Raw genomic sequence first — 19,836 nt, forward strand, 5'->3', positions numbered from 1 at the left:
TGATGGCCCACCAGTGGCAGGGAGTCCTGCGCGAGTACGCCGACCGACTCGACGTGACCGAGGCGACGCCCATCGTCACCCTGGGCGAGGGCGGCACGCCCCTGATCCCCGCGCGCCGGCTGTCCGAGCGCACCGGTGCCGACGTCTGGATCAAGTTCGAGGGCATGAACCCGACGGGCTCGTTCAAGGACCGCGGCATGACGATGGCGATCTCCAAGGCGGTCGAGCACGGCGCCAAGGCGGTCATCTGTGCCTCGACGGGCAACACGAGCGCCTCGGCCGCCGCCTACGCCACGCACGCCGGCATCACCGCGGCCGTGTTGGTGCCCGAGGGCAAGATCGCGATGGGCAAGCTCAGCCAGGCCGTCGCGCACGACGCCCAGCTGCTGCAGGTGCAGGGCAACTTCGACGACTGCCTGGACATCGCACGCGACCTGGCCGCCAACTACCCGGTGCACCTGGTCAACTCGGTCAACAACGACCGCATCGAGGGGCAGAAGACCGCCGCGTTCGAGGTCGTCGACGTCCTGGGCGACGCCCCGGACTTCCACTTCCTGCCCGTCGGCAACGCCGGCAACTACACGGCGTACTCCCGCGGCTACCGCGAGGACGTCGCGGCCGGGCGCTCGACCCGGATGCCGCGCATGTTCGGCTTCCAGGCCGCCGGCGCAGCACCGATCGTCTCCGGCGAGGTCGTCCCGCACCCCGAGACCATCGCGTCGGCGATCCGCATCGGCAACCCCGCCTCGTGGAAGTACGCGTTGGAAGCGCGCGAGGAGACCGACGGCTACTTCGGTGCGATCAGCGACGCCGGCATCCTGGCCGCGCACCGCATCCTGTCGGCCGAGGTCGGCGTGTTCGTCGAGCCCGCATCGGCGATCGGTGTCGCCGGTCTGCTCGAACGTGCCGACGCCGGACAGGTGCCGAAGGGTGCGACGGTCGTCATCACGGTGACCGGCCACGGCCTCAAGGACCCGCAGTGGGCCCTGAAGACCGAGGACGGCACCGACGTCACCCCGACGAGCGTCCCCGTCGACACCGCTGCGGTCGCCGACGTGCTCGGACTGGTCGGCGCCGAGTGAGCCTCGACCGCGCGTCCGGACCGGAGCGGGGCACGACCGCCCGCAGCGCTGTACCGGCCGGACGGGCGGTCCGTGTCCGCGTGCCGGCGACGTCCGCCAACCTGGGCCCGGGGTTCGACTCCCTGGGGCTCGCGCTGTCGCTCTACGACGAGGTCGAGGTGCGGGTCCGACCGGAGCCGGGTTCGACGGTCACCGTGCAGGGTGTCGGCGCGGGCGAGGTCCCGACCGACGACACCAACCTGGTCGTGCGTGCAGTCCGTCGCGGGCTCGAGCACGCCGGTGTCGACCAGCCGGGTCTCGCGCTCACCGCGGTCAACGCGATCCCGCACGGTCGCGGCCTGGGGTCGTCGGCCGCGGCGATCGTCGCCGGGCTGATGGCCGCGCGGGGGCTGCTCGAGGGCATCGTCGACCTCGACGCATCGACCCTGCTGACCCTGGCCACCGAGATGGAAGGCCACCCGGACAACGTCGCACCGGCCCTGTTCGGTGGTCTGACCATCGCGTGGATGACGGCCGAGGGCCCCGCGTACAAGCGGCTCCTGGTGCACCGCGGTGTCTCGCCGGTGGTGTTCGTGCCCACCTCGACGCTGTCGACCAAGCTCGCGCGGTCCCTGCAGCCCGCCAGCGTCCCGCACGCCGACGCGGCCTTCAACGTGTCGCGGTCGGCGCTCTTGGTGGCCGCGCTCATCCAGAGCCCGGAGCTGCTGCTCGCCGCGACCGAGGACCGTCTGCACCAGACGTACCGCGCCAGCGCGATGCCCGAGACCGACGTGCTGATCCGCCTGCTCCGGCAGCACGGCCTGGCCGCGGTGGTGTCCGGCGCCGGCCCGAGTCTGCTCGTGCTGGGGTCGGATCCCGCGCAACGCCTGACGGCCGCGTCGCTGGTGGAACGACACGCCCAGACCACGTGGAAGCCGCTCATGCTGGCCGTCGATCTCGGTGGTGCTACAGTGAACCCGCACCCGGCAGACCACGCAGGACGCCCGTAGCGCGGCTCCGCGCCGGCATGAACACCGTGCCAGCACGAACCAGCCAGCACGAGCTCCCGGTCCGCAGGTGTGATCTCCCTCAGATCACCGTTTCCCGGTCCGTCGTCTGAACGGCGGCCGTCGCATCGTGATGCCGAACGCATCCGCGCGGGAAGTCGGTGGAAACTCTCCGCGCTCTGCGGTTCGGAAGGAACACAGCACTGTGACCAACGTCAACACCTCCACCTCGGTGGAGATCCCCAGCGACCTGCGCGCACTCCGTCTGCCGGAGCTGCAGCGGATCGCCTCCGCCCTCGGCATCACCGGGCTCTCGAAGCTCCGCAAGGGTGACCTCATCGCGTCGATCGAGGACAAGCGCCCCGCCGACACCGCCGCCGCGCCGTCCGACACCCTGACGCTGCCGGAGCCCGAGGCCCCGGCCGCCGCGGCTCCCGTCGCGGCTGCGGCTCCCGAGGCTGCCGCGGTTCCCGCTGCTGCTCCCGCCGCCGCTGCTCCGGCCGCGCAGGCGACCGACGCAGCACCGGCTGCCACCGAAGCCCCGTCGCGTGCCCGTCGCTCGCGTCGCGCCACGTCCGGCGGCACCGTCACCACGGCCCCGACCACCGCGGCCGAGCACACCAACCACGGCCAGACCGGCACCGAGGACCTGCTGGCAGGCCTCGACCAGGTCCGCGCCGAGAAGGACGCGCAAGAGGCGCAGTCCGGCGGGAACCGTCGCCGTCGTGGCCAGAAGAACAGCGCGCAGCAGAACGGCGCGCAGCAGAACGGCGCCGCGCAGCAGGACGACGCACGGAACGACGCCGCGCAGCCGAACGCCGCGCAGCAGCAGGACGACGCGCAGCAGCAGGGCCAGGCCGCCCAGCCGACGTCGACCGACCAGCCCGCCTCCGCCGTGACGGCCGGTCGCGACGAGCAGTCCGACGACCAGCAGCACGGCACCGACCAGACCGACGGCGCCGACCAGCAGGGTGACGACAACGGCCCGCGTCGCGGTCGTCGCAGCCGTGGACGCGGTCGTGGCCGCGGCCAGGGCGCCGAGCAGTCGGGCGACCAGCAGGACCAGCAGCAGAACGGCCGTCAGAACGGCCGGGGCAACCAGCAGGCCCAGGCCGACACCGAGCAGGACGGTGCCGACGACCAGGCCGACGCGCCGAAGCAGAACCAGCAGAACGGCCGCCAGAAGCAGCAGCCGAAGCAGTCGCAGAACCAGAACCAGCAGCAGAACGGCCAGGCGCAGGCCCAGGCCCAGCGCGAGGACGGTCAGCGCCGGCAAGAGGACGAGGCCGAGAACGGCCGCAGCCGCCGCCAGCGTGACCGCAAGCGCGGCCGTGGCGGGCAGAACGACGAGTTCGAGCCGGAGATCACCGAGGACGACGTCCTGATCCCCGTCGCGGGCATCCTCGACGTGCTCGACAACTACGCCTTCGTGCGGACGACCGGGTACCTGCCGGGACCGAGCGACGTGTACGTGTCCCTCGGCCAGGTGAAGAAGTACCACCTGCGCAAGGGCGACGCCGTCGTCGGTGCGATCAAGCAGCCGCGCGACAACGAGCAGCAGAGCCGTCAGAAGTACAACGCGCTGGTCAAGATCGACACGATCAACGGCCAGACCGCGGACGAGGCCGGCGCGCGCGTCGACTTCCAGGACCTCACGCCGCTGTACCCGAACGAGCGCCTGCGACTCGAGACCGAGTCCACGAAGCTGTCCACGCGGATCATCGACCTGGTGTCGCCGATCGGCAAGGGCCAGCGTGGGCTGATCGTCTCGCCGCCCAAGGCCGGCAAGACCGTCGTCCTGCAGGCGATCGCGAACGCGGTCTCGAAGAACAATCCCGAGGCGCACCTGATGGTCGTGCTGGTCGACGAGCGGCCCGAAGAGGTCACCGACATGCAGCGCACGGTGAAGGGCGAGGTCATCGCCTCGACCTTCGACCGCCCCGCCGAGGACCACACGACGGTCGCCGAGCTCGCCATCGAGCGTGCCAAGCGCCTGGTCGAGCTGGGCCACGACGTGGTCCTGCTGCTCGACTCGATCACCCGTCTGGGCCGCGCGTACAACCTGTCGACCCCGCCGTCGGGCCGCGTGCTCTCCGGTGGCGTCGACTCGGCCGCGCTCTACCCCGCCAAGCGCTTCTTCGGCGCTGCGCGCAACATCGAGAACGGTGGCTCGCTGACCATCCTCGCCACGGCGCTCGTCGAGACCGGGTCGAAGATGGACGAGGTGATCTTCGAGGAGTTCAAGGGCACCGGCAACATGGAGCTCCGCCTGAACCGTCACCTGGCGGACAAGCGGATCTTCCCGGCGGTCGACGTGAACGCCTCCGGCACGCGTCGCGAGGAGCAGCTGCTCTCTGCCGACGAGGTCAAGATCACCTGGCGTCTGCGCCGCGCCCTCGCCGGGCTCGACCCGCAGCAGGCCCTCGAGATCGTGCTGCGGAACCTCAAGGAGACGCAGTCGAACGTCGAGTTCCTGGTGCAGGTGCAGAAGTCGGTCCCCGCGACCGGGCACCACACCGGACACCAGGAGTAACGCGTGTTCGAGTCGGTGGCTGGGCTGCTGGCGGAACACGAGGACCTGACGCAGCAGCTGTCGGACCCCGCGCTCCACGCTGACGCGGCCCGCGCGAAGAAGGTCAACCGGCGGTACGCCGAGCTGAACCGGATCAAGTCCGCCTACGAGTCCTGGACGGCGGCGGGGGAGGACCTCGCCGCCGCCCGGGAGCTCGCGAAGGAGGACGCGGCGTTCGCGGACGAGGTCCCGGGGCTCGAGGAGCACCTCGCCGAGCGTCAGGAGCGCCTGCGTCGTCTGCTCGTCCCGCGGGACCCGGACGACGGTCGTGACGTGATCATGGAGATCAAGGGCGGCGAGGGCGGCGAGGAATCGGCGCTGTTCGCCGCGGACCTGCTGCGCATGTACTCGCACTACGCCGAGTCCAAGGGCTGGAAGATCGAGCTGCTCGAGCGCACCGAGAGCGACCTGGGCGGCTACAAGGACGTCCAGGTCGCGATCAAGTCGAACTCGACCGACCCCGCGCAGGGGGTCTGGGCGCACCTGAAGTACGAGGGCGGCGTGCACCGCGTGCAGCGCGTGCCGGCGACCGAGTCGCAGGGGCGCATCCACACCTCGACGACGGGCGTGCTCGTCTTCCCCGAGGTGGACGAGCCCGAAGAGGTCGAGATCAACCAGAACGACCTGAAGATCGACGTGTACCGCTCGTCGGGGCCCGGCGGCCAGTCCGTCAACACGACGGACTCCGCGGTCCGCATCACCCACCTGCCCACGGGCATCACGGTGGCGATGCAGAACGAGAAGTCCCAACTGCAGAACCGAGAAGCCGGCATGCGCGTGCTGCGTGCCCGCATCCTGGCGAAGCAGCAGGAGGAGCTCGACGCCCTGGCGTCGGACGCCCGTCGTTCGCAGATCCGGGGCATGGACCGCTCGGAGCGCATCCGCACGTACAACTTCCCGGAGAACCGCATCGCGGACCACCGCACCGGGTACAAGGCGTACGACCTGGACCGCGTGATGAACGGTGCGCTCGAGCCCGTCATCGAGTCCGCCATCCGCGCGGACGAAGAGGCACGTCTGGCCGCCGTCGGCGACCAGGCCGTCTAGACCCGTCCTGGAGGCCCGGATCACCTCCGACAGTCGGCCCACGTCCGACGCGTCCACGTTCGCAGCGGATCGCCTCCTCGACGAGGCGACCGCTGCGCTCGGCGCACACGGCGTCCCGACGCCCCGCGTGGACGCCGAGCTGCTGCTCGCCTGGGCGACGGACACCTCGCGCGGTGCGGTGCAGGTGCGGGCGATGACCGGCGGCGCGATCGCCCCGGAGCACGTCGACCGCTTCCGACAGGCCGTCGCGCGGCGGTCGACCCGTGTGCCGCTGCAGCACATCACCGGTCAGGCGTACTTCCGCGCCCTGACCCTGGCGGTCGGCCCCGGGGTCTTCGTGCCACGGCCGGAGACCGAGGGCGTCGTGCAGTTCGGCATCGACGCGCTGCGGGCGACCGCGGTGCCCGAGCCGATCGCCGTCGACCTGGGGTCGGGGAGTGGTGCCATCGCGATCGCCATGGACACCGAGGTGCCGAACGCACTGGTCTACGCGGTGGAACGCTCACCGGACGCCCTGCCGTGGACCCGCCGCAACGTCGACGCGTACGGCGGCACGGTGCGCCTGATCGAGGGTGACCTGGCCGATGCGTTCGCCGAACTCGACGGCACCGTCTCGGTCGTCGTGTCGAACCCGCCGTACGTGCCGGACGACGCCGTACCGGTCGACCCCGAGGTCCGTGACCACGACCCGGCGCTCGCGCTGTACGGGGGAGCGGACGGCCTGGACGCCGTGCGCGCCCTCACCGAGACGGCCTGGCGCCTGCTCGTGCCCGGCGGGTTGCTGGTGGTCGAGCACGCCGAACCGCAGGGCGCAGCCGTGCGCCAGGTGCTGGCGCGCCGGGGGTTCCGCTCCCCGGAGACGCACGTCGACCTGACGGGCCGCGACCGCACGACCACCGCGACCCGCTAGCTCGTGGTGAGCCGGGCCTCCTGGCCGTGCTTGCTCGCGACGAAGGCGCGGACCGCGTCGCGCAGGTCGGTGTCGTGCTCCACCAGGACCGCGTGGATGCCGACGCTCCGGGCGCCCGCGACGTTCTCGGGCATGTCGTCGGCGAAGAAGGTGTCCTCGGCCACGGCCCCGTGGTGGGCCAGTGCCCGCTCGAAGACCTCGGGCTCGGGCTTGCGCGCACCGAAGTTGCTGGTCGTGTCGAGGTGCTCGCCGAACAGCGGCGGCAGCGACGGCGCCCACCGGTGGATCCAGCGGCCGGCCAGCGGACCGTTGTTGGTCAGCAGTGCGACACGCCCGTGCTGGGCGGCGATCCGGACGGCCTCGATGCGCTCGGGCAGCTCGGTCATCGCCTCGCCGCGGACGCGGGCCCATTCGGCTTCGGGCACGGAGCAGCCCATCGCCCGCTCGAACTCGGCCAGGTAGGTGTCCGCGTCGGGGAAGCCACCGGCCTCGGCCCGCTGCTCGTTGCCGGAGAGCCACCAGCGCCGCCGGAGCTCGCCCAGGTCGTGCCCGGTGATCGCGGTGAGGCCCGCCATGCGGGTCTCCCAGTCGTAGCGGACGAGGACGTCGTCCATGTCGAAGAGGAACAGGAGTCGGGGCGCAGGCGTCGAGTTCACGATGTCCACCATTGTGTCGCACTATCATCGTGCGAGTCATGGCATCCCGATACGACTGCACCGACCCCGACGGGCTCCTGACCGGGATGCGGCTCGCACGTGCCGCACTCGGACGGGGTGAGCTCGTCGTGGTCCCCACCGACACCGTCTACGGTCTGGCGGCCGACGCGTTCAACGCGCCCGCGGTCCAGCGCCTGCTCGACGCGAAGGGCCGCACGCGCCAGTCGCCGCCGCCCGTGCTCGTCCCCGGTCCGCCGACGCTCGAGGCGCTCGCCAGCGACGTGCCGCAGCAGGTCCGCGACCTGGTGGCCGAGTTCTGGCCCGGGGGACTCACCGTCATCCTGCACGCACAGCCGTCGCTCGACTGGGACCTGGGGGAGACCCGGGGCACCGTCGCGCTCCGCATGCCCGACTCCCGCATCGCGCTCGAGCTGCTGCAGGAAGTGGGGCCGCTCGCGGTCTCGTCCGCCAACAGCACCGGCGACCCGGCCGCGATGGACGTCGACGCCGCCGAGTCGATGCTCGGTGACAGCGTCGCGATCTACCTCGACGGTGGCGCGCTCGCCCCGCACGACGGGTTCGCGGCGTCGACCGGGTCCACCATCGTCGACGCCACCGGGCTGGCCACGGGCGACGGTCTGCGGATCGTCCGGCACGGGGTGATCCCCGACTCCGAGATCGAACGGGTCGTGGGGGCCGACCTCGTCACGTGAAGTACTACCTGCTCGCGGGGGCGATCTCCGCGGTCGTGAGCTTCCTGGTCAGCTGGGTGCTCTGGAAGGCGGGCGTCAAGTACAAGTGGTACCCGCAGGTCCGCGAGCGTGACGTGCACCGCACGCCGGTGCCGCGGCTCGGGGGCATCGCGATGTTCCTCGGCGTGGTCGTCTCGTTGCTCTGCGCGTGGTTCGTCTTCCCCGAGATCCAGGGGATCGACTTCTTCCGGCTCGTGTTCGCAGAGCCGCAGCGCGTGCTCGCCGTCCTGGCCGGGGCGACCATCATCGTGGTGCTCGGTGTCGCCGACGACATCTGGGACCTCGACTGGATGACGAAGCTGGCGGGGCAGATCATCGCGGCGGGGATCCTCGCGTGGCAGGGCGTGGCGATCGTCTCCCTGCCGATCGGCAACACGCTCGGCGTCGGCTCGTCCTACATGAGCCTGATCTTCACCGTGCTGGCCGTGGTCCTGGTGATGAACGCGGTCAACTTCATCGACGGGCTGGACGGCCTGGTCGCGGGTGTCGCGATCATCGCCGGCGGCGTGTTCTTCCTGTACACGTTCTTCATCAACCGCGTGGTGGTGCAGACCGAGTTCTTCTTCAACCTGCCGTCGCTGCTCACCGCCGTGCTGGTCGGGGCGTGCTTCGGGTTCCTCATCCTGAACTGGCACCCGGCCAAGCTCTTCATGGGCGACGCCGGCGCGCTGCTGGTGGGCTTCCTGATGGCCACGAGTGCCGTCTCGATCACGGGCAACATCGACCCGGCGGCCGTCCGGACCCGCACCGACCTGCTGCCGGCGTTCATCCCGATCCTGCTGCCGTTCGCGATCCTGATCGTGCCGATGCTCGACTTCGGTCTGGCGGTGGTACGCCGGCTCAGCGCGGGCAAGTCGCCGTTCTCGGCCGACCGCAAGCACCTGCACCACCGGCTGCTCGACATGGGCCACTCGCACTTCCACGCCGTGCTGATCTTCTACGCGTGGACCGCCACCGTCGCCGTGGGCTGCCTGCTGTTCCTGTTCGTGCAGTGGTGGTGGGTCGTCGCGTTCGTCGCGGTCGGCTTCACGGTCTGCGCGATCGCCACGTTCGCGCCGCTCGGCCGGAAACGCACCGAGATCGCGGCGCAGGTCGCCGCCCGTGCCGGCGGCCGCGTCGACGCCAGTCTCGACCCACTCGACCGTGCCGCAGCCGGGCGTGAGCGTCCCGCCACCGGTGTGGCCCGCCCGGGCCCGAACCGTCCCACTCCTGGAGAACCCTCGTGACCACGCCGCACGGCCTCGACCACGTCCGCCCGATCTTCCGACGGATCCTGGTGCAGGGGGCCGTCCTCGCGCTCGCCCTGGCCGTGGTCGGCGGTGTCGTCGGCTTCCTGGTCGCCGGGGGACCGGGGCTGACCGGGGGGCTCATCGGCGCCGTGATGAGCGTCGTGTTCTGCGGGCTGACCGCGGTGAGCGTCCTGCTGGCGATCCGGTTCTCGGGCGGGCAGATGATCTCGGGCGCGTTCTTCGGCACGATCATGGGGATGTTCCTGGTCAAGTTCGTGCTGTTCATCGTCGTGCTGGTGCTGCTGAAGGACCGCGACTGGGTGAGCACGCCGGTCCTCGCGATCGCGATCATCGTCGGCGTCATCGGCTCGCTCGTCATCGACGTCACCGTCATCGCCCGGGGCCGTGTGCCGATCGACGTCCCGCTGCCCGGCGCCGGCGAAGCTGAGAAGTCCGACCCGCAGCCCTGAGAGCCCGAGAAGGCTCTGTCACCTGATAGGGTTTGTTGCGTCCGCGTCCGGAGCCTCGCTCGGAGCGGACAGCCTCCACACAGTCCACCATCGCGTGCCATGACGTGCGCGCGCCGACACAGGAGACAGCGCTGCTATCCCACGCTCTTCCCCTGTCCCTCACCGCTGCGGCCAACACCGTTGCGGCGGGGAGCAGTAAGGCCGCCGAGTTCCATGGCCCGTCGATCAACGAGTTCTTCCCGGAGGCGATCTTCTTCGCCGGGACCCCCTTCGAGATCGATCGTGTCGTCATCATCCGCTTCATCGCGGTCGCAGTACTGCTCGTCTTCGCGTTCGTCGGGACCCGCGCACTGAAGCTCGTCCCGAACCGGGGTCAGGCGTTCATCGAGTACGGCTTCGACGTCGTGCGCCGGAACACCTTCGACAACCTGGGCGAGAAGGACGGCAAGCGCTTCCTGCCGCTCCTGGCGACCATCTTCTTCGGCGTGCTGTTCATGAACCTGACGGGTCTGATCCCCGGGTTGAACCTCGCCGGCACCAGCCGCATCGCGATGCCGCTCATCCTGGCCGTCGTGGCGTACGTCGCCTTCATCTACGCCGGTCTCCGCAAGCACCCGGGCACGTTCCTCCGGAACTCGCTCTTCCCGCCCGGGGTGCCCTGGTTCCTGTACATCATCGTGACGCCGATCGAGCTCGTCTCGACCTTCGTGCTCCGGCCCGTCACGCTGACGCTCCGACTCCTGATGAACATGGTCGTCGGGCACCTGCTGCTCGTCCTGTTCTTCTCGGCCACGCAGTTCTTCTTCTTCGACGCCTCGCTCGGTTTCAAGGCCTTCGGCATCGGAACGATCGCCTTCGGCATCGCGTTCAGCTTCTTCGAGATCCTCGTCGCGCTGCTGCAGGCCTACGTCTTCATGCTCCTCACCGCCGTCTACATCCAGCTGGCGCTGGCCGACGAGCACTGATTCCTCACTGACCCCTCCGGGACCGGCAACCGTCGGACCCGCACCTCGAAAGGAAAACACGTGGACGCAACGACCGTTCTCGCGGCAATCAACGGCAACATCGCGACGGTTGGCTACGGCCTCGCAGCGATCGGCCCGGCCATCGGCGTCGGCATCGTCGTCGGCAAGACGATCGAGTCCGTGGCCCGCCAGCCCGAGCTCCAGGGCCGCCTGACGACCCTCATGTACATCGGTATCGCCTTCACCGAGGCCCTGGCCTTCATCGGCATCGCCACGTACTTCATCTTCACCAACTAAGGCTCTCGATGAACACTGCACTCATCATCGCGGCGGAGGAAACGCACAATCCGCTCGTCCCACCGGTGTACGACATCGTGTGGTCCGCGGTGGCCTTCGTCATCATCTTCCTGGTGTTCTGGCGTGTCGTCACGCCGCGCATCACGAAGATGCTCGATGAGCGCACCGAGGCCATCGAGGGCGGCATCAAGAAGGCCGAAGCTGCCCAGGAGCAGGCCGCGGCCGCGCTCGAGGAGTACAACAAGCAGCTCGCCGACGCCCGTGCCGAAGCCTCTCGCATCCGCGAGCAGGCCCGCGCGGACGCCACGGCCATCGGCAACGAGGTCCGCGAGCAGGCTTCGGCCGACGCGGCCCGCATCACGTCGAACGCCCAGGCGCAGATCGAAGCAGAGCGCCAGAGCGCACTGCAGTCGCTCCGCACCGAGGTCGGCTCGCTCGCACTCGACCTGGCGTCGGGTGTCATCGGTGAGTCCCTCAAGGACGACGCCAAGGCCACCGCGGTCGTCGACCGCTTCCTCGCCGACCTCGAGTCGTCGAAGAACGCCGACATCGCGCAGGCCGAGTCGTCGCAGGCTCCGTCGTCGCAGGCCGAGACGGAGCGCTGAGCATGCGGAGCGCCACCCGATCAGCACTCTCGTCCACGCAGGCGGTGCTCGCCGACCTCGGCGGCAGCGCCGACCTGGCGAGCGGTACTGAGATCCTCGCCGCAGGGCGCGTGATCGCCGGTGCGCCGCAGCTGCTCACGCTGCTGGCCGACCCGACTGCCGACGTCGTCGGCAAGAAGTCGGTCATCGACCGCGTGTTCGCCGGGCAGTCCCAGGCGACGCGCGCCGTGCTGACCGCGGTCGCCGGATCGCGCTGGTCCTCGCAGCAGGACCTGCTCGCCGGCATCGAGGACGCGGGCATCCGCGCCGTCGCTGCCACGGCCGAAGCCACCACCTCGATCGAGGCGGAACTGTTCGCCTTCGAGACCGCCGTCCGTTCGGACGCCGGCCTCGAACTGGCACTCGGCACCAAGCTCGGCAGTCCGCAGCAGAAGAGCGCGCTCGTCGAGCGCCTCATCGGCAGCAAGTCGTCGCAGCAGACCGTGGCGATCCTGTCGGCGCTGGTCCAGCAGCCGCGTGGTCGCCGGATCGGTGAGCTCGTCCGCGATGCCTCGCGCATCGTGGCCGACCAGGCAGCGAAGGTCGTCGCGACGGTCATCACCGCCGTGCCGCTGTCCGACGCCCAGGCGGCTCGCGTCGCCCGCGGGCTGTCGGAGCGCTACGACCGGGACATCATCGTCAACCACGTCGTCGACCCCGCGGTCGTCGGCGGGGTCCGGGTGCAGGTCGGCGGCGACGTCATCGACGGCACCGTGTCCACGCGCCTCGCTGACCTCCGCGTCCAGCTCGCCGGCTGAGCGTACGGTAAGTACCCGTCACCCCAAGTCCACAACGGGATCTGTCCCACCGGGCAGCATCACCCTCTCGGAGCCGCAGGGCCCCGGAAACCAACAAGGAAAATCCCATGGCAGACATCACCATCAGCCCCGATGAGATCCGTGATGCCCTGAAGGACTTCGTCTCGAACTACGAGCCGACGAAGGCCTCCACGGCCGAGGTCGGGCACGTCACCGACGCCGGTGACGGCATCGCCCACGTCGAAGGCCTCCCCGGCGTCATGGCCAACGAGCTCATCCGCTTCGCGGACGGCACGCTCGGCCTCGCGCAGAACCTCGACGAAGACTCGATCGGTGCGATCGTGCTCGGCGAGTTCGCCGGCGTCGAAGAAGGCCAGGAAGTCACCCGTACCGGCGAGGTCCTCTCGGCCCCGGTCGGCGACGGCTTCCTCGGTCGTGTCGTCGACCCGCTCGGCGCCCCGATCGACGGTCTCGGCGAGATCCCGGCCGAGGGCCGTCGTGCCCTCGAGCTGCAGGCGCCCGGCGTCATGTCGCGCAAGTCGGTGCACGAGCCGCTGCAGACCGGCATCAAGGCGATCGACGCGATGATCCCGATCGGCCGTGGCCAGCGTCAGTTGATCATCGGTGACCGCCAGACCGGCAAGACGGCGATCGCGATCGACACGATCATCAACCAGAAGGCCAACTGGGAGTCGGGTGACGAGGACAAGCAGGTCCGCTGCATCTACGTCGCCATCGGCCAGAAGGGCTCCACGATCGCCTCGGTCAAGGGTGCGCTCGAGGACGCCGGCGCGATGGAGTACACCACCATCGTCGCCGCCCCGGCCTCCGACCCGGCCGGCTTCAAGTACCTCGCCCCGTACACCGGTTCGGCCATCGGCCAGCACTGGATGTACCAGGGCAAGCACGTCCTGATCATCTTCGACGACCTGTCCAAGCAGGCCGAGGCCTACCGCGCCGTGTCGCTGCTGCTGCGTCGTCCGCCGGGGCGCGAGGCCTACCCGGGTGACGTCTTCTACCTGCACTCCCGTCTGCTGGAGCGTTGCGCGAAGCTGTCCGACGAGCTCGGCGCCGGTTCGATGACGGGTCTGCCGATCATCGAGACCAAGGCGAACGACGTCTCGGCGTACATCCCGACCAACGTGATCTCGATCACCGACGGCCAGATCTTCCTGCAGTCGGACCTGTTCAACGCGAACCAGCGTCCGGCCGTCGACGTGGGCATCTCGGTGTCCCGCGTCGGTGGTGACGCCCAGGTGAAGTCGATCAAGAAGGTCTCCGGCACGCTCAAGCTCGAGCTGGCGCAGTACCGCTCGCTCGAGGCGTTCGCGATGTTCGCGTCCGACCTCGACCAGGCGTCCCGTCGTCAGCTGGACCGCGGCGCCCGCCTGACCGAGCTGCTCAAGCAGCCGCAGTACTCGCCGTACCCGGTCGAAGAGCAGGTCGTCTCGATCTGGGCCGGCACCAACGGCAAGCTCGACACCGTCCCGGTGAACGACGTGCTGCGCTTCGAGTCCGAACTCCTCGACCACCTGCGTCGCAACTCGGACGTCCTGACCACCCTGCGTGAGACCAACCAGCTCAGCGACGACACCGTCGCCGAGATGGCCAAGCAGATCGACGAGTTCACCAAGAGCTTCCAGACGAGCGACGGCAAGACGCTCGGGGCCGAGAACGTCCAGGCGGCTGACGCCGAGGACGTCGACCAGGAGCAGATCGTCAAGGGTCGTCGCTAGATGGCAGCGCAGGTCCGGGTCTACCGACAGCGGATCAAGTCGGCGAAGACCACGAAGAAGGTCACGCGCGCCATGGAGCTGATCTCGGCGTCGCGGATCCAGAAGGCGCAGGCCCGCATGGCCGCGTCCGGCCCGTACTCACGGGCCGTGACGCGGGCGGTGTCCGCCGTGGCGACGTTCTCGAACGTCGACCACGTGCTGACCACCGAGCCCGAGTCCTCGACGCGCGCAGCCGTGGTGCTGTTCACGTCGGACCGCGGCCTGAACGGCGCGTTCAGCACGAACGTCCTCAAGCAGGGCGAGGAGCTCGCCTCCCTGCTCCGCAGCGAGGGCAGGGACGTCGTCTACTACCTGGTGGGCCGCAAGTCCGTCGGGTACTTCGCCTTCCGTGAGCGTCCGTCCGAGCAGCAGTGGGTCGGCAACACCGACCAGCCGGAGTTCTCGACGGCCAAGGAGATCGGCGACGCCGTCGTGGCGAAGTTCCTGCAGGACACGGCCGAGGGCGGTGTGGACGAGATCCACATCGTGTTCAACCGGTTCCTCAGCCTGGCGACGCAGGAACCCCAGGTCGTGCGTCTGCTGCCGCTCGAGGTCGTCGACGGCGTCGACGAACCGACGAACGACGAGCCGCTGCCGCTGTACGAGTTCGAGCCGGACGCCGACGCGGTGCTCGACTCGCTGCTCCCCGTCTACATCGAGAGCCGCATCTTCAACGCCATGCTGCAGTCGGCTGCTTCCGAGCACGCCGCCCGCCAGAAGGCGATGAAGGCAGCCAGCGACAACGCGGACTCGCTGATCCGTGACTTCACCCGACTCGCGAACAACGCGCGTCAGGCGGAGATCACCCAGCAGATCTCCGAGATCGTCGGCGGCGCCGACGCACTCTCGTCGAAGAAGAAGTAGTCCGCGTCGCTCGCGGACACCTACCCACCCTCAGGAAGGCACCAGCCATGACCGACACCGCAACCACCGCGGTCGAGACGTCGTCGGCGCCCGGTGTCGGCCGGATCGCCCGTGTCACGGGCCCCGTCGTCGACATCGAGTTCCCCCACGACGCAATCCCGGAGATGTACAACCTCCTGTTCACGACGATCACCATCGGTGACTCGTCGCAGGAGATCGGGTTGGAGGTCGCGCAGCACCTGGGCGACGACCTCGTCCGTGCCATCTCCCTGAAGCCGACCGACGGCCTGGTCCGCGGTCAGGAAGTCCGTGACTCGGGCGCCCCGATCTCGGTCCCCGTCGGTGACGTGACCAAGGGCAAGGTCTTCGACGTGCTGGGCAACGTGCTCAACACCGACGAGAAGCTCGAGATCACCGAGCGCTGGCCGATCCACCGCAAGGCCCCGGCCTTCGACCAGCTCGAGTCCAAGACCTCGATGTTCGAGACCGGCATCAAGTCGATCGACCTCCTGACCCCCTACGTGCAGGGTGGCAAGATCGGTCTGTTCGGTGGCGCTGGTGTCGGCAAGACCGTCCTCATCCAGGAGATGATCCAGCGCGTCGCGCAGGACCACGGTGGTGTGTCGGTGTTCGCCGGTGTCGGTGAGCGCACGCGTGAGGGCAACGACCTGATCGGTGAGATGGAAGAGGCCGGGGTCTTCGACAAGACGGCCCTGGTGTTCGGCCAGATGGACGAGCCGCCGGGGACCCGTCTCCGCGTGGCGCTGTCGGCGCTGACGATGGCGGAGTACTTCCGTGACGTCCAGAAGCAGGACGTGCTGTTGTTCATCGACAACATCTTCCGCTTCACGCAGGCCGGCTCCGAGGTCTCGACGCTGCTCGGCCGCATGCCGTCCGCCGTGGGTTACCAGCCGAACCTGGCCGACGAGATGGGTGTGCTCCAGGAGCGCATCACCTCGACGCGTGGTCACTCGATCACCTCGCTGCAGGCGATCTACGTGCCGGCTGACGACTACACCGACCCGGCTCCGGCCACCACGTTCGCGCACCTCGACGCCACGACCGAGCTGTCGCGTGAGATCGCTTCGCAGGGTCTGTACCCGGCCATCGACCCGCTGACCTCGACGTCGCGGATCATGGACCCCCGGTACCTGGGCGCCGACCACTACGAGACGGCGACGCGCGTCAAGCAGATCCTCCAGAAGAACAAGGAGCTGCAGGAGATCATCGCCATCCTCGGTGTCGACGAGCTCTCCGAAGAGGACAAGATCACGGTCGAGCGCGCCCGTCGTATCCAGCAGTTCCTCTCGCAGAACACCTACATGGCGAAGAAGTTCACGGGTGTCGAGGGCTCCACGGTGCCCCTCAAGGACACCATCGAGTCCTTCCGCGCCATCGCCGACGGCGAGTTCGACCACGTTGCGACCCAGGCGTTCTTCAACGTCGGTGGCATCAACGACGTGGAAGAGAAGTGGGCACAGATCCAGAAGGAGAACCGCTGACATGGCGGGTCTCACCGTGAGTGTCGTCTCGGCGGACCGCGAGGTCTGGACGGGCGACACGACCATGGTCGTCGCACGCACGACCGAGGGCCAGATCGGCATCCTCGCGGGGCACGAGCCGATGCTCGCGATCCTCGCGCAGGGTCAGGTCCGCATCACGCGGGCCGACGGGTCGACCGTCGCGGTCGACGCCGAGGACGGCTTCCTGTCGGTCGAGCACGACACGGTCACGATCGTGGCGCGGCAGGCCGCGCTGGCGTCCTGACCGGACTGACCGTCCTGCTCCCGCCTTCGGAGACGAAGCGGGAGGGCGGGGACCCGAGCAGCACCCTCGACCTGGGTGCCCTCTCGTTCCCGGAACTGGCTGCAGAGCGGGCCGCGGTGATCACCGCGGCCCGCTCCGTCAGTTCCGAGGAGTCCACCGCGCGGACGGCGCTCAAGCTCGGGCCGAAGTCGATCGCCGAGCGGTACCGCAACCTGGTGCTCGACACGGCCCCGACGATGCCGGCGATCGACCGGTACACGGGTGTGCTCTACGACCCGCTGGACTCGCGGTCGGCGTCGTCCGTCACCCGGTCCTGGTGGTACCGCCACGTCGTCGTGCAGTCAGCGATGTTCGGTCCGATCGGCGGTGGTGATCTGATCCCGGCGTACCGCCTGTCGCACGACTCGCGCCTGGGGTCGCTGCGGCTCGCGTCGCACTGGCCGGTGCGCGCATCGCGCGCGCTGTCGTCGCGGTCGAGCGGGCTGGTGCTGGACCTGCGGTCCGAGGGCTACCGCGCGCTCGGTCCGGTCGACGATGCGGTCGTGCTCCGCGTGGTGAGTGTGGACGGCAGCGGCCGCCGGAAGGCCCTGAACCACTGGAACAAGACCGCGAAGGGCCGCCTGGTGGCACTGCTGGCCAGGACGGGCGCCGACGTCCGGTCGATGGACGACCTGGTGGACTGGGCTCGCCTGAACGGTGTCGTCGTCGACCGGGTCGACGGCACGTGGGAACTGGTCGCCGAGAGCCTGCAACCCGTCACGGCCTGACGGCCGCCCCTCCACATCCTGCGTCGATCGGTGCGGTTCTCCACAGGGCGGGACGATGACCGATCGGGAGGCTCCGATCACGGTTCGATGTCGGCATGAACCCAGTCACACTCCGATCGGACACCGACCAGTACGTGCGCTACCCGCGCGAGATCGCGGCCGCGGTCACCCTCCCCGCTGCAGCCGTCGCGCTCGTCGCGCCCGGCCCGCCGACCGTCACGACCGCGACCGCCGCGGCTGTCGCCACGGCGTGCGGGGCGCTCGCCACCAGGATGGCGTTGGTTCGCGTGCTCGCCGGGCACGACGTCGTCACCGCACGGACCGTCCAGCCGTACGACGCGCTGCGCGATGCCCCACCGCAGGCACTGCGTGGCCTCGGACCGAAGCCGGACGCGGACCGCGTCCGTGTCGCGGGCGACCGGTGTGCGGCGGTGTGGCACACCTGGAAGGCCGAGGGGTCGCCTCGCGACGAACGCGTCGGGGTCGCCGGCGCACTCGCGCTCGGGGCGTGGTGCGCCTGGGCTCTCGGTTCCGCCCCACGCGCCCAGGTGCGCGCCGAGTACGCGCTCGACGCCGTTCCGTCGGACCCGATGGCGGCACTGGTGCTGCGATCGGTCCTCGCCGGCAGCGCGCCGACCTGGGACGAGTGACGCCGTGCGCACCACATCGTCTACGCTCGTCGGAACACCGCGAGAAGGGGCAGCGCGTGCGCGACGACGACGACACGGTCATCCGTCGCGCGTCGCAACCCACCGTGGCCTCGACGGACCAGACCGACGACACCGTGCTGCGAGTGGCTCCCGCGGCAGCCCCGGACCCGTTGGGGGACACCGTCATCCGCCACGCCGGGGCGGTGCGACCCCCGACCGGACGTCGGGCCGCCGGTGTGCCGGACGGCCCCCCGGTCCTCCCCGCCCAGGGCGAACCGGTGCGGGAACGCGTGCCGTCCATCCGCGTGGCCGACCGACGCTTCCGACTCGACCGACCGGTCGTGATCGGTCGGCGACCCGCGCTGCCACGGATCGTCCGCGGACCGGAACCCGTCCTGGTGACGGTGCCGTCAGCGCTCGGGCAGGTGTCGTCGTCGCACGTGCTCGTCCACGCCGAGGGCGAAGCGGTCGTCGTCCAGGACCTGCGGTCGACCAACGGCACCGTGGTCCGTCCCGCCGGCGCGCCGCCGTACCGGATGGCGGCAGGCGCGTCGATCGTCGCACTGACGGGTACGGTAGTCGAGATCGGGGACGGCATCGCCATCGAGATCCTCTCGCCGCACCTCCGAGCGACTCCACCTGTGGACGGCTTCCCACCGCCCCGTGTGGCGCCCCCGACGCAGTTGACCGGCACGCCCCGAACCACCAGAGAGCGATCCTGACACGTGACCGAACTCGGCCGAGCCGCCGCCGCCCACACCATCGACGTCCCCGGAGCGGGCGGCGCCACGCTCACCCTCTCGTGGGGTGCCGCGACCGACATCGGTCGTCGTCGTGACCACAACGAGGACAGCTACATCGTCGAAGCGCCGTTCTTCGTCGTCGCGGACGGCATGGGCGGGCACCTCGCCGGTGACCGCGCCAGTGACGCGGTCGTGCGCCGGCTCGGTGACGCAGCGGACGGGCCCTTCGGGTCGCGGCAGTCGATCCAGCACGCCCTCCTGCTCGCCACCGCCGACATCGAACGCGCCGCGGGCGGCAACGCGATCGGCGCCGGTACGACCGTCACCGGGCTCGCGCTCGTGGCGGCCGAGGGGCAGCCGGCCGCGCTCGTCTTCAACGTGGGCGACTCGCGCACCTACCGGGTCGAGAACGGCACGCTCCGCCGGATCACCGTCGACCACTCCGTCGTCCAGGAGATGGTGGACGCCGGCGTGCTGCGTGCCGAGGACGCCGAGGCCCACCCGGACAGCAACGTGATCACGCGGGCCGTCGGGTTCGGGGAGCCGCCGGAGCCCGACTGGTGGACGCTGCCGCTCCGGACCGGAGACCGGTACATCATCTGCTCCGACGGACTCACCAAGGAGATCGGCGACGCCGGCATCAGCCGCATCGCCGCCAAGGTCGACGACCCGCAGGAGCTCGCCGAACGCCTGGTCGGTGACGCCCTCGTCGCCGGGGGACGCGACAACGTGACCGTCGTGGTCCTGCAGGTCGAGGGAGCACCCGCCGACACCGACCTCGAGGACACGCTTCCTCGACCCTGACCAGGGCCCCCGAACTGGGGGACCCAGGGGGCCCCTCGTGCCGGTGGGCACGACGGTCCCGCCGAGCGTGGCTCGTAGACTGGGATGCCGCGACGAAC

The 19,836-nt window shown here is 69.9% G+C and carries 21 protein-coding genes; 20 read left to right on the forward strand and 1 reads right to left on the reverse strand.

Annotation, left to right across the window (positions count from 1 at the left end; translation table 11 throughout):
• The first annotated feature begins 2 nt into the window (after positions 1-2).
• The 5 genes from thrC (at position 3) to prmC (ending at position 6,597) form a co-directional block, all read left to right on the forward strand.
• Entirely contained in the window at positions 3-1,082 is a 1,080-nt protein-coding gene (thrC, locus tag MT346_RS06275; protein ID WP_243561963.1) for a threonine synthase, read from the forward strand.
• Positions 1,083-1,162: 80 nt separating this feature from the next.
• On the forward strand, positions 1,163-2,071 hold the full coding sequence (gene thrB, locus MT346_RS06280; RefSeq protein WP_243561964.1) for a homoserine kinase: 909 nt from the start codon (positions 1,163-1,165) through the stop codon (positions 2,069-2,071).
• 202 nt (positions 2,072-2,273) lie between these two features.
• Entirely contained in the window at positions 2,274-4,601 is a 2,328-nt protein-coding gene (gene rho / locus MT346_RS06285; RefSeq protein ID WP_243561965.1) for a transcription termination factor Rho, read from the forward strand.
• A gap of 3 nt (positions 4,602-4,604) precedes the next feature.
• On the forward strand, positions 4,605-5,687 hold the full coding sequence (gene prfA, locus MT346_RS06290) for a peptide chain release factor 1 (RefSeq protein WP_243561966.1): 1,083 nt from the start codon (positions 4,605-4,607) through the stop codon (positions 5,685-5,687).
• Positions 5,688-5,706: 19 nt separating this feature from the next.
• Positions 5,707-6,597, forward strand: coding sequence for a peptide chain release factor N(5)-glutamine methyltransferase (prmC, locus tag MT346_RS06295; RefSeq protein WP_374202514.1), 891 nt, complete (start codon positions 5,707-5,709; stop codon positions 6,595-6,597).
• Here the strand turns inward: prmC and MT346_RS06300 are convergent.
• The gene (locus MT346_RS06300) at positions 6,594-7,253 is read right to left on the reverse strand and encodes an HAD family phosphatase (RefSeq protein WP_243561968.1); all 660 of its coding nucleotides are present in this window, start codon (positions 7,251-7,253) and stop codon (positions 6,594-6,596) included. The two genes, prmC and MT346_RS06300, sit on opposite strands and share 4 nt — an antisense overlap.
• A 38-nt stretch (positions 7,254-7,291) precedes the next feature.
• Here MT346_RS06300 and MT346_RS06305 point away from each other — a divergent pair, with 38 nt between their 5' ends.
• The 15 genes from MT346_RS06305 (at position 7,292) to MT346_RS06375 (ending at position 19,738) form a co-directional block, all read left to right on the forward strand.
• Positions 7,292-7,966 carry an L-threonylcarbamoyladenylate synthase gene (locus MT346_RS06305; protein ID WP_243561969.1) on the forward strand — a complete coding sequence of 225 codons (675 nt, stop codon included), beginning with the start codon at positions 7,292-7,294 and terminating at the stop codon, positions 7,964-7,966.
• The gene (locus MT346_RS06310; protein WP_243561970.1) at positions 7,963-9,231 is read left to right on the forward strand and encodes an MraY family glycosyltransferase; all 1,269 of its coding nucleotides are present in this window, start codon (positions 7,963-7,965) and stop codon (positions 9,229-9,231) included. The genes MT346_RS06305 and MT346_RS06310 overlap by 4 nt, the downstream gene beginning before the upstream one ends.
• Entirely contained in the window at positions 9,228-9,704 is a 477-nt protein-coding gene (locus MT346_RS06315) for a hypothetical protein (protein WP_243561971.1), read from the forward strand. The genes MT346_RS06310 and MT346_RS06315 overlap by 4 nt, the downstream gene beginning before the upstream one ends.
• A 104-nt stretch (positions 9,705-9,808) precedes the next feature.
• Positions 9,809-10,669, forward strand: coding sequence for a F0F1 ATP synthase subunit A (gene atpB, locus MT346_RS06320; RefSeq protein WP_374202510.1), 861 nt, complete (start codon positions 9,809-9,811; stop codon positions 10,667-10,669).
• 60 nt (positions 10,670-10,729) lie between these two features.
• Positions 10,730-10,966: an ATP synthase F0 subunit C gene (gene atpE, locus MT346_RS06325; RefSeq protein WP_096899086.1), complete on the forward strand. Its 237-nt coding sequence runs from the start codon at positions 10,730-10,732 to the stop codon at positions 10,964-10,966.
• A gap of 8 nt (positions 10,967-10,974) precedes the next feature.
• Positions 10,975-11,571 carry a F0F1 ATP synthase subunit B gene (locus MT346_RS06330; protein WP_243561972.1) on the forward strand — a complete coding sequence of 199 codons (597 nt, stop codon included), beginning with the start codon at positions 10,975-10,977 and terminating at the stop codon, positions 11,569-11,571.
• 2 nt (positions 11,572-11,573) lie between these two features.
• Entirely contained in the window at positions 11,574-12,368 is a 795-nt protein-coding gene (locus MT346_RS06335; protein ID WP_243561973.1) for a F0F1 ATP synthase subunit delta, read from the forward strand.
• A gap of 107 nt (positions 12,369-12,475) precedes the next feature.
• The gene (atpA, locus tag MT346_RS06340; RefSeq protein ID WP_243561974.1) at positions 12,476-14,104 is read left to right on the forward strand and encodes a F0F1 ATP synthase subunit alpha; all 1,629 of its coding nucleotides are present in this window, start codon (positions 12,476-12,478) and stop codon (positions 14,102-14,104) included.
• Positions 14,105-15,007, forward strand: a complete 903-nt coding sequence (locus MT346_RS06345) for a F0F1 ATP synthase subunit gamma (protein ID WP_243561975.1) — start codon at positions 14,105-14,107, stop codon at positions 15,005-15,007. It begins immediately after the preceding gene.
• 47 nt (positions 15,008-15,054) lie between these two features.
• The gene (atpD, locus tag MT346_RS06350; RefSeq protein ID WP_065959250.1) at positions 15,055-16,509 is read left to right on the forward strand and encodes a F0F1 ATP synthase subunit beta; all 1,455 of its coding nucleotides are present in this window, start codon (positions 15,055-15,057) and stop codon (positions 16,507-16,509) included.
• Position 16,510: 1 nt separating this feature from the next.
• A complete protein-coding gene (locus tag MT346_RS06355) occupies positions 16,511-16,774 on the forward strand; it encodes a F0F1 ATP synthase subunit epsilon (RefSeq protein WP_056124084.1) in 264 nt (87 codons plus the stop codon).
• Between the two features lie 14 nt (positions 16,775-16,788).
• On the forward strand, positions 16,789-17,541 hold the full coding sequence (locus tag MT346_RS06360) for a YaaA family protein (RefSeq protein WP_243562127.1): 753 nt from the start codon (positions 16,789-16,791) through the stop codon (positions 17,539-17,541).
• A gap of 95 nt (positions 17,542-17,636) precedes the next feature.
• Positions 17,637-18,191, forward strand: a complete 555-nt coding sequence (locus MT346_RS06365; RefSeq protein ID WP_243561976.1) for a hypothetical protein — start codon at positions 17,637-17,639, stop codon at positions 18,189-18,191.
• 56 nt (positions 18,192-18,247) lie between these two features.
• Complete coding sequence (locus MT346_RS06370) at positions 18,248-18,913, forward strand: FHA domain-containing protein (RefSeq protein WP_243561977.1); 666 nt, start codon at positions 18,248-18,250, stop codon at positions 18,911-18,913.
• A 3-nt stretch (positions 18,914-18,916) separates the two neighbouring features.
• Positions 18,917-19,738, forward strand: a complete 822-nt coding sequence (locus tag MT346_RS06375) for a PP2C family serine/threonine-protein phosphatase (protein ID WP_243561978.1) — start codon at positions 18,917-18,919, stop codon at positions 19,736-19,738.
• Positions 19,739-19,836 lie beyond the last annotated feature (98 nt).

This window comes from Curtobacterium sp. VKM Ac-2922, from assembly GCF_022815645.1.
In the GTDB taxonomy this organism is placed as follows: Bacteria; Actinomycetota; Actinomycetes; order Actinomycetales; family Microbacteriaceae; genus Curtobacterium.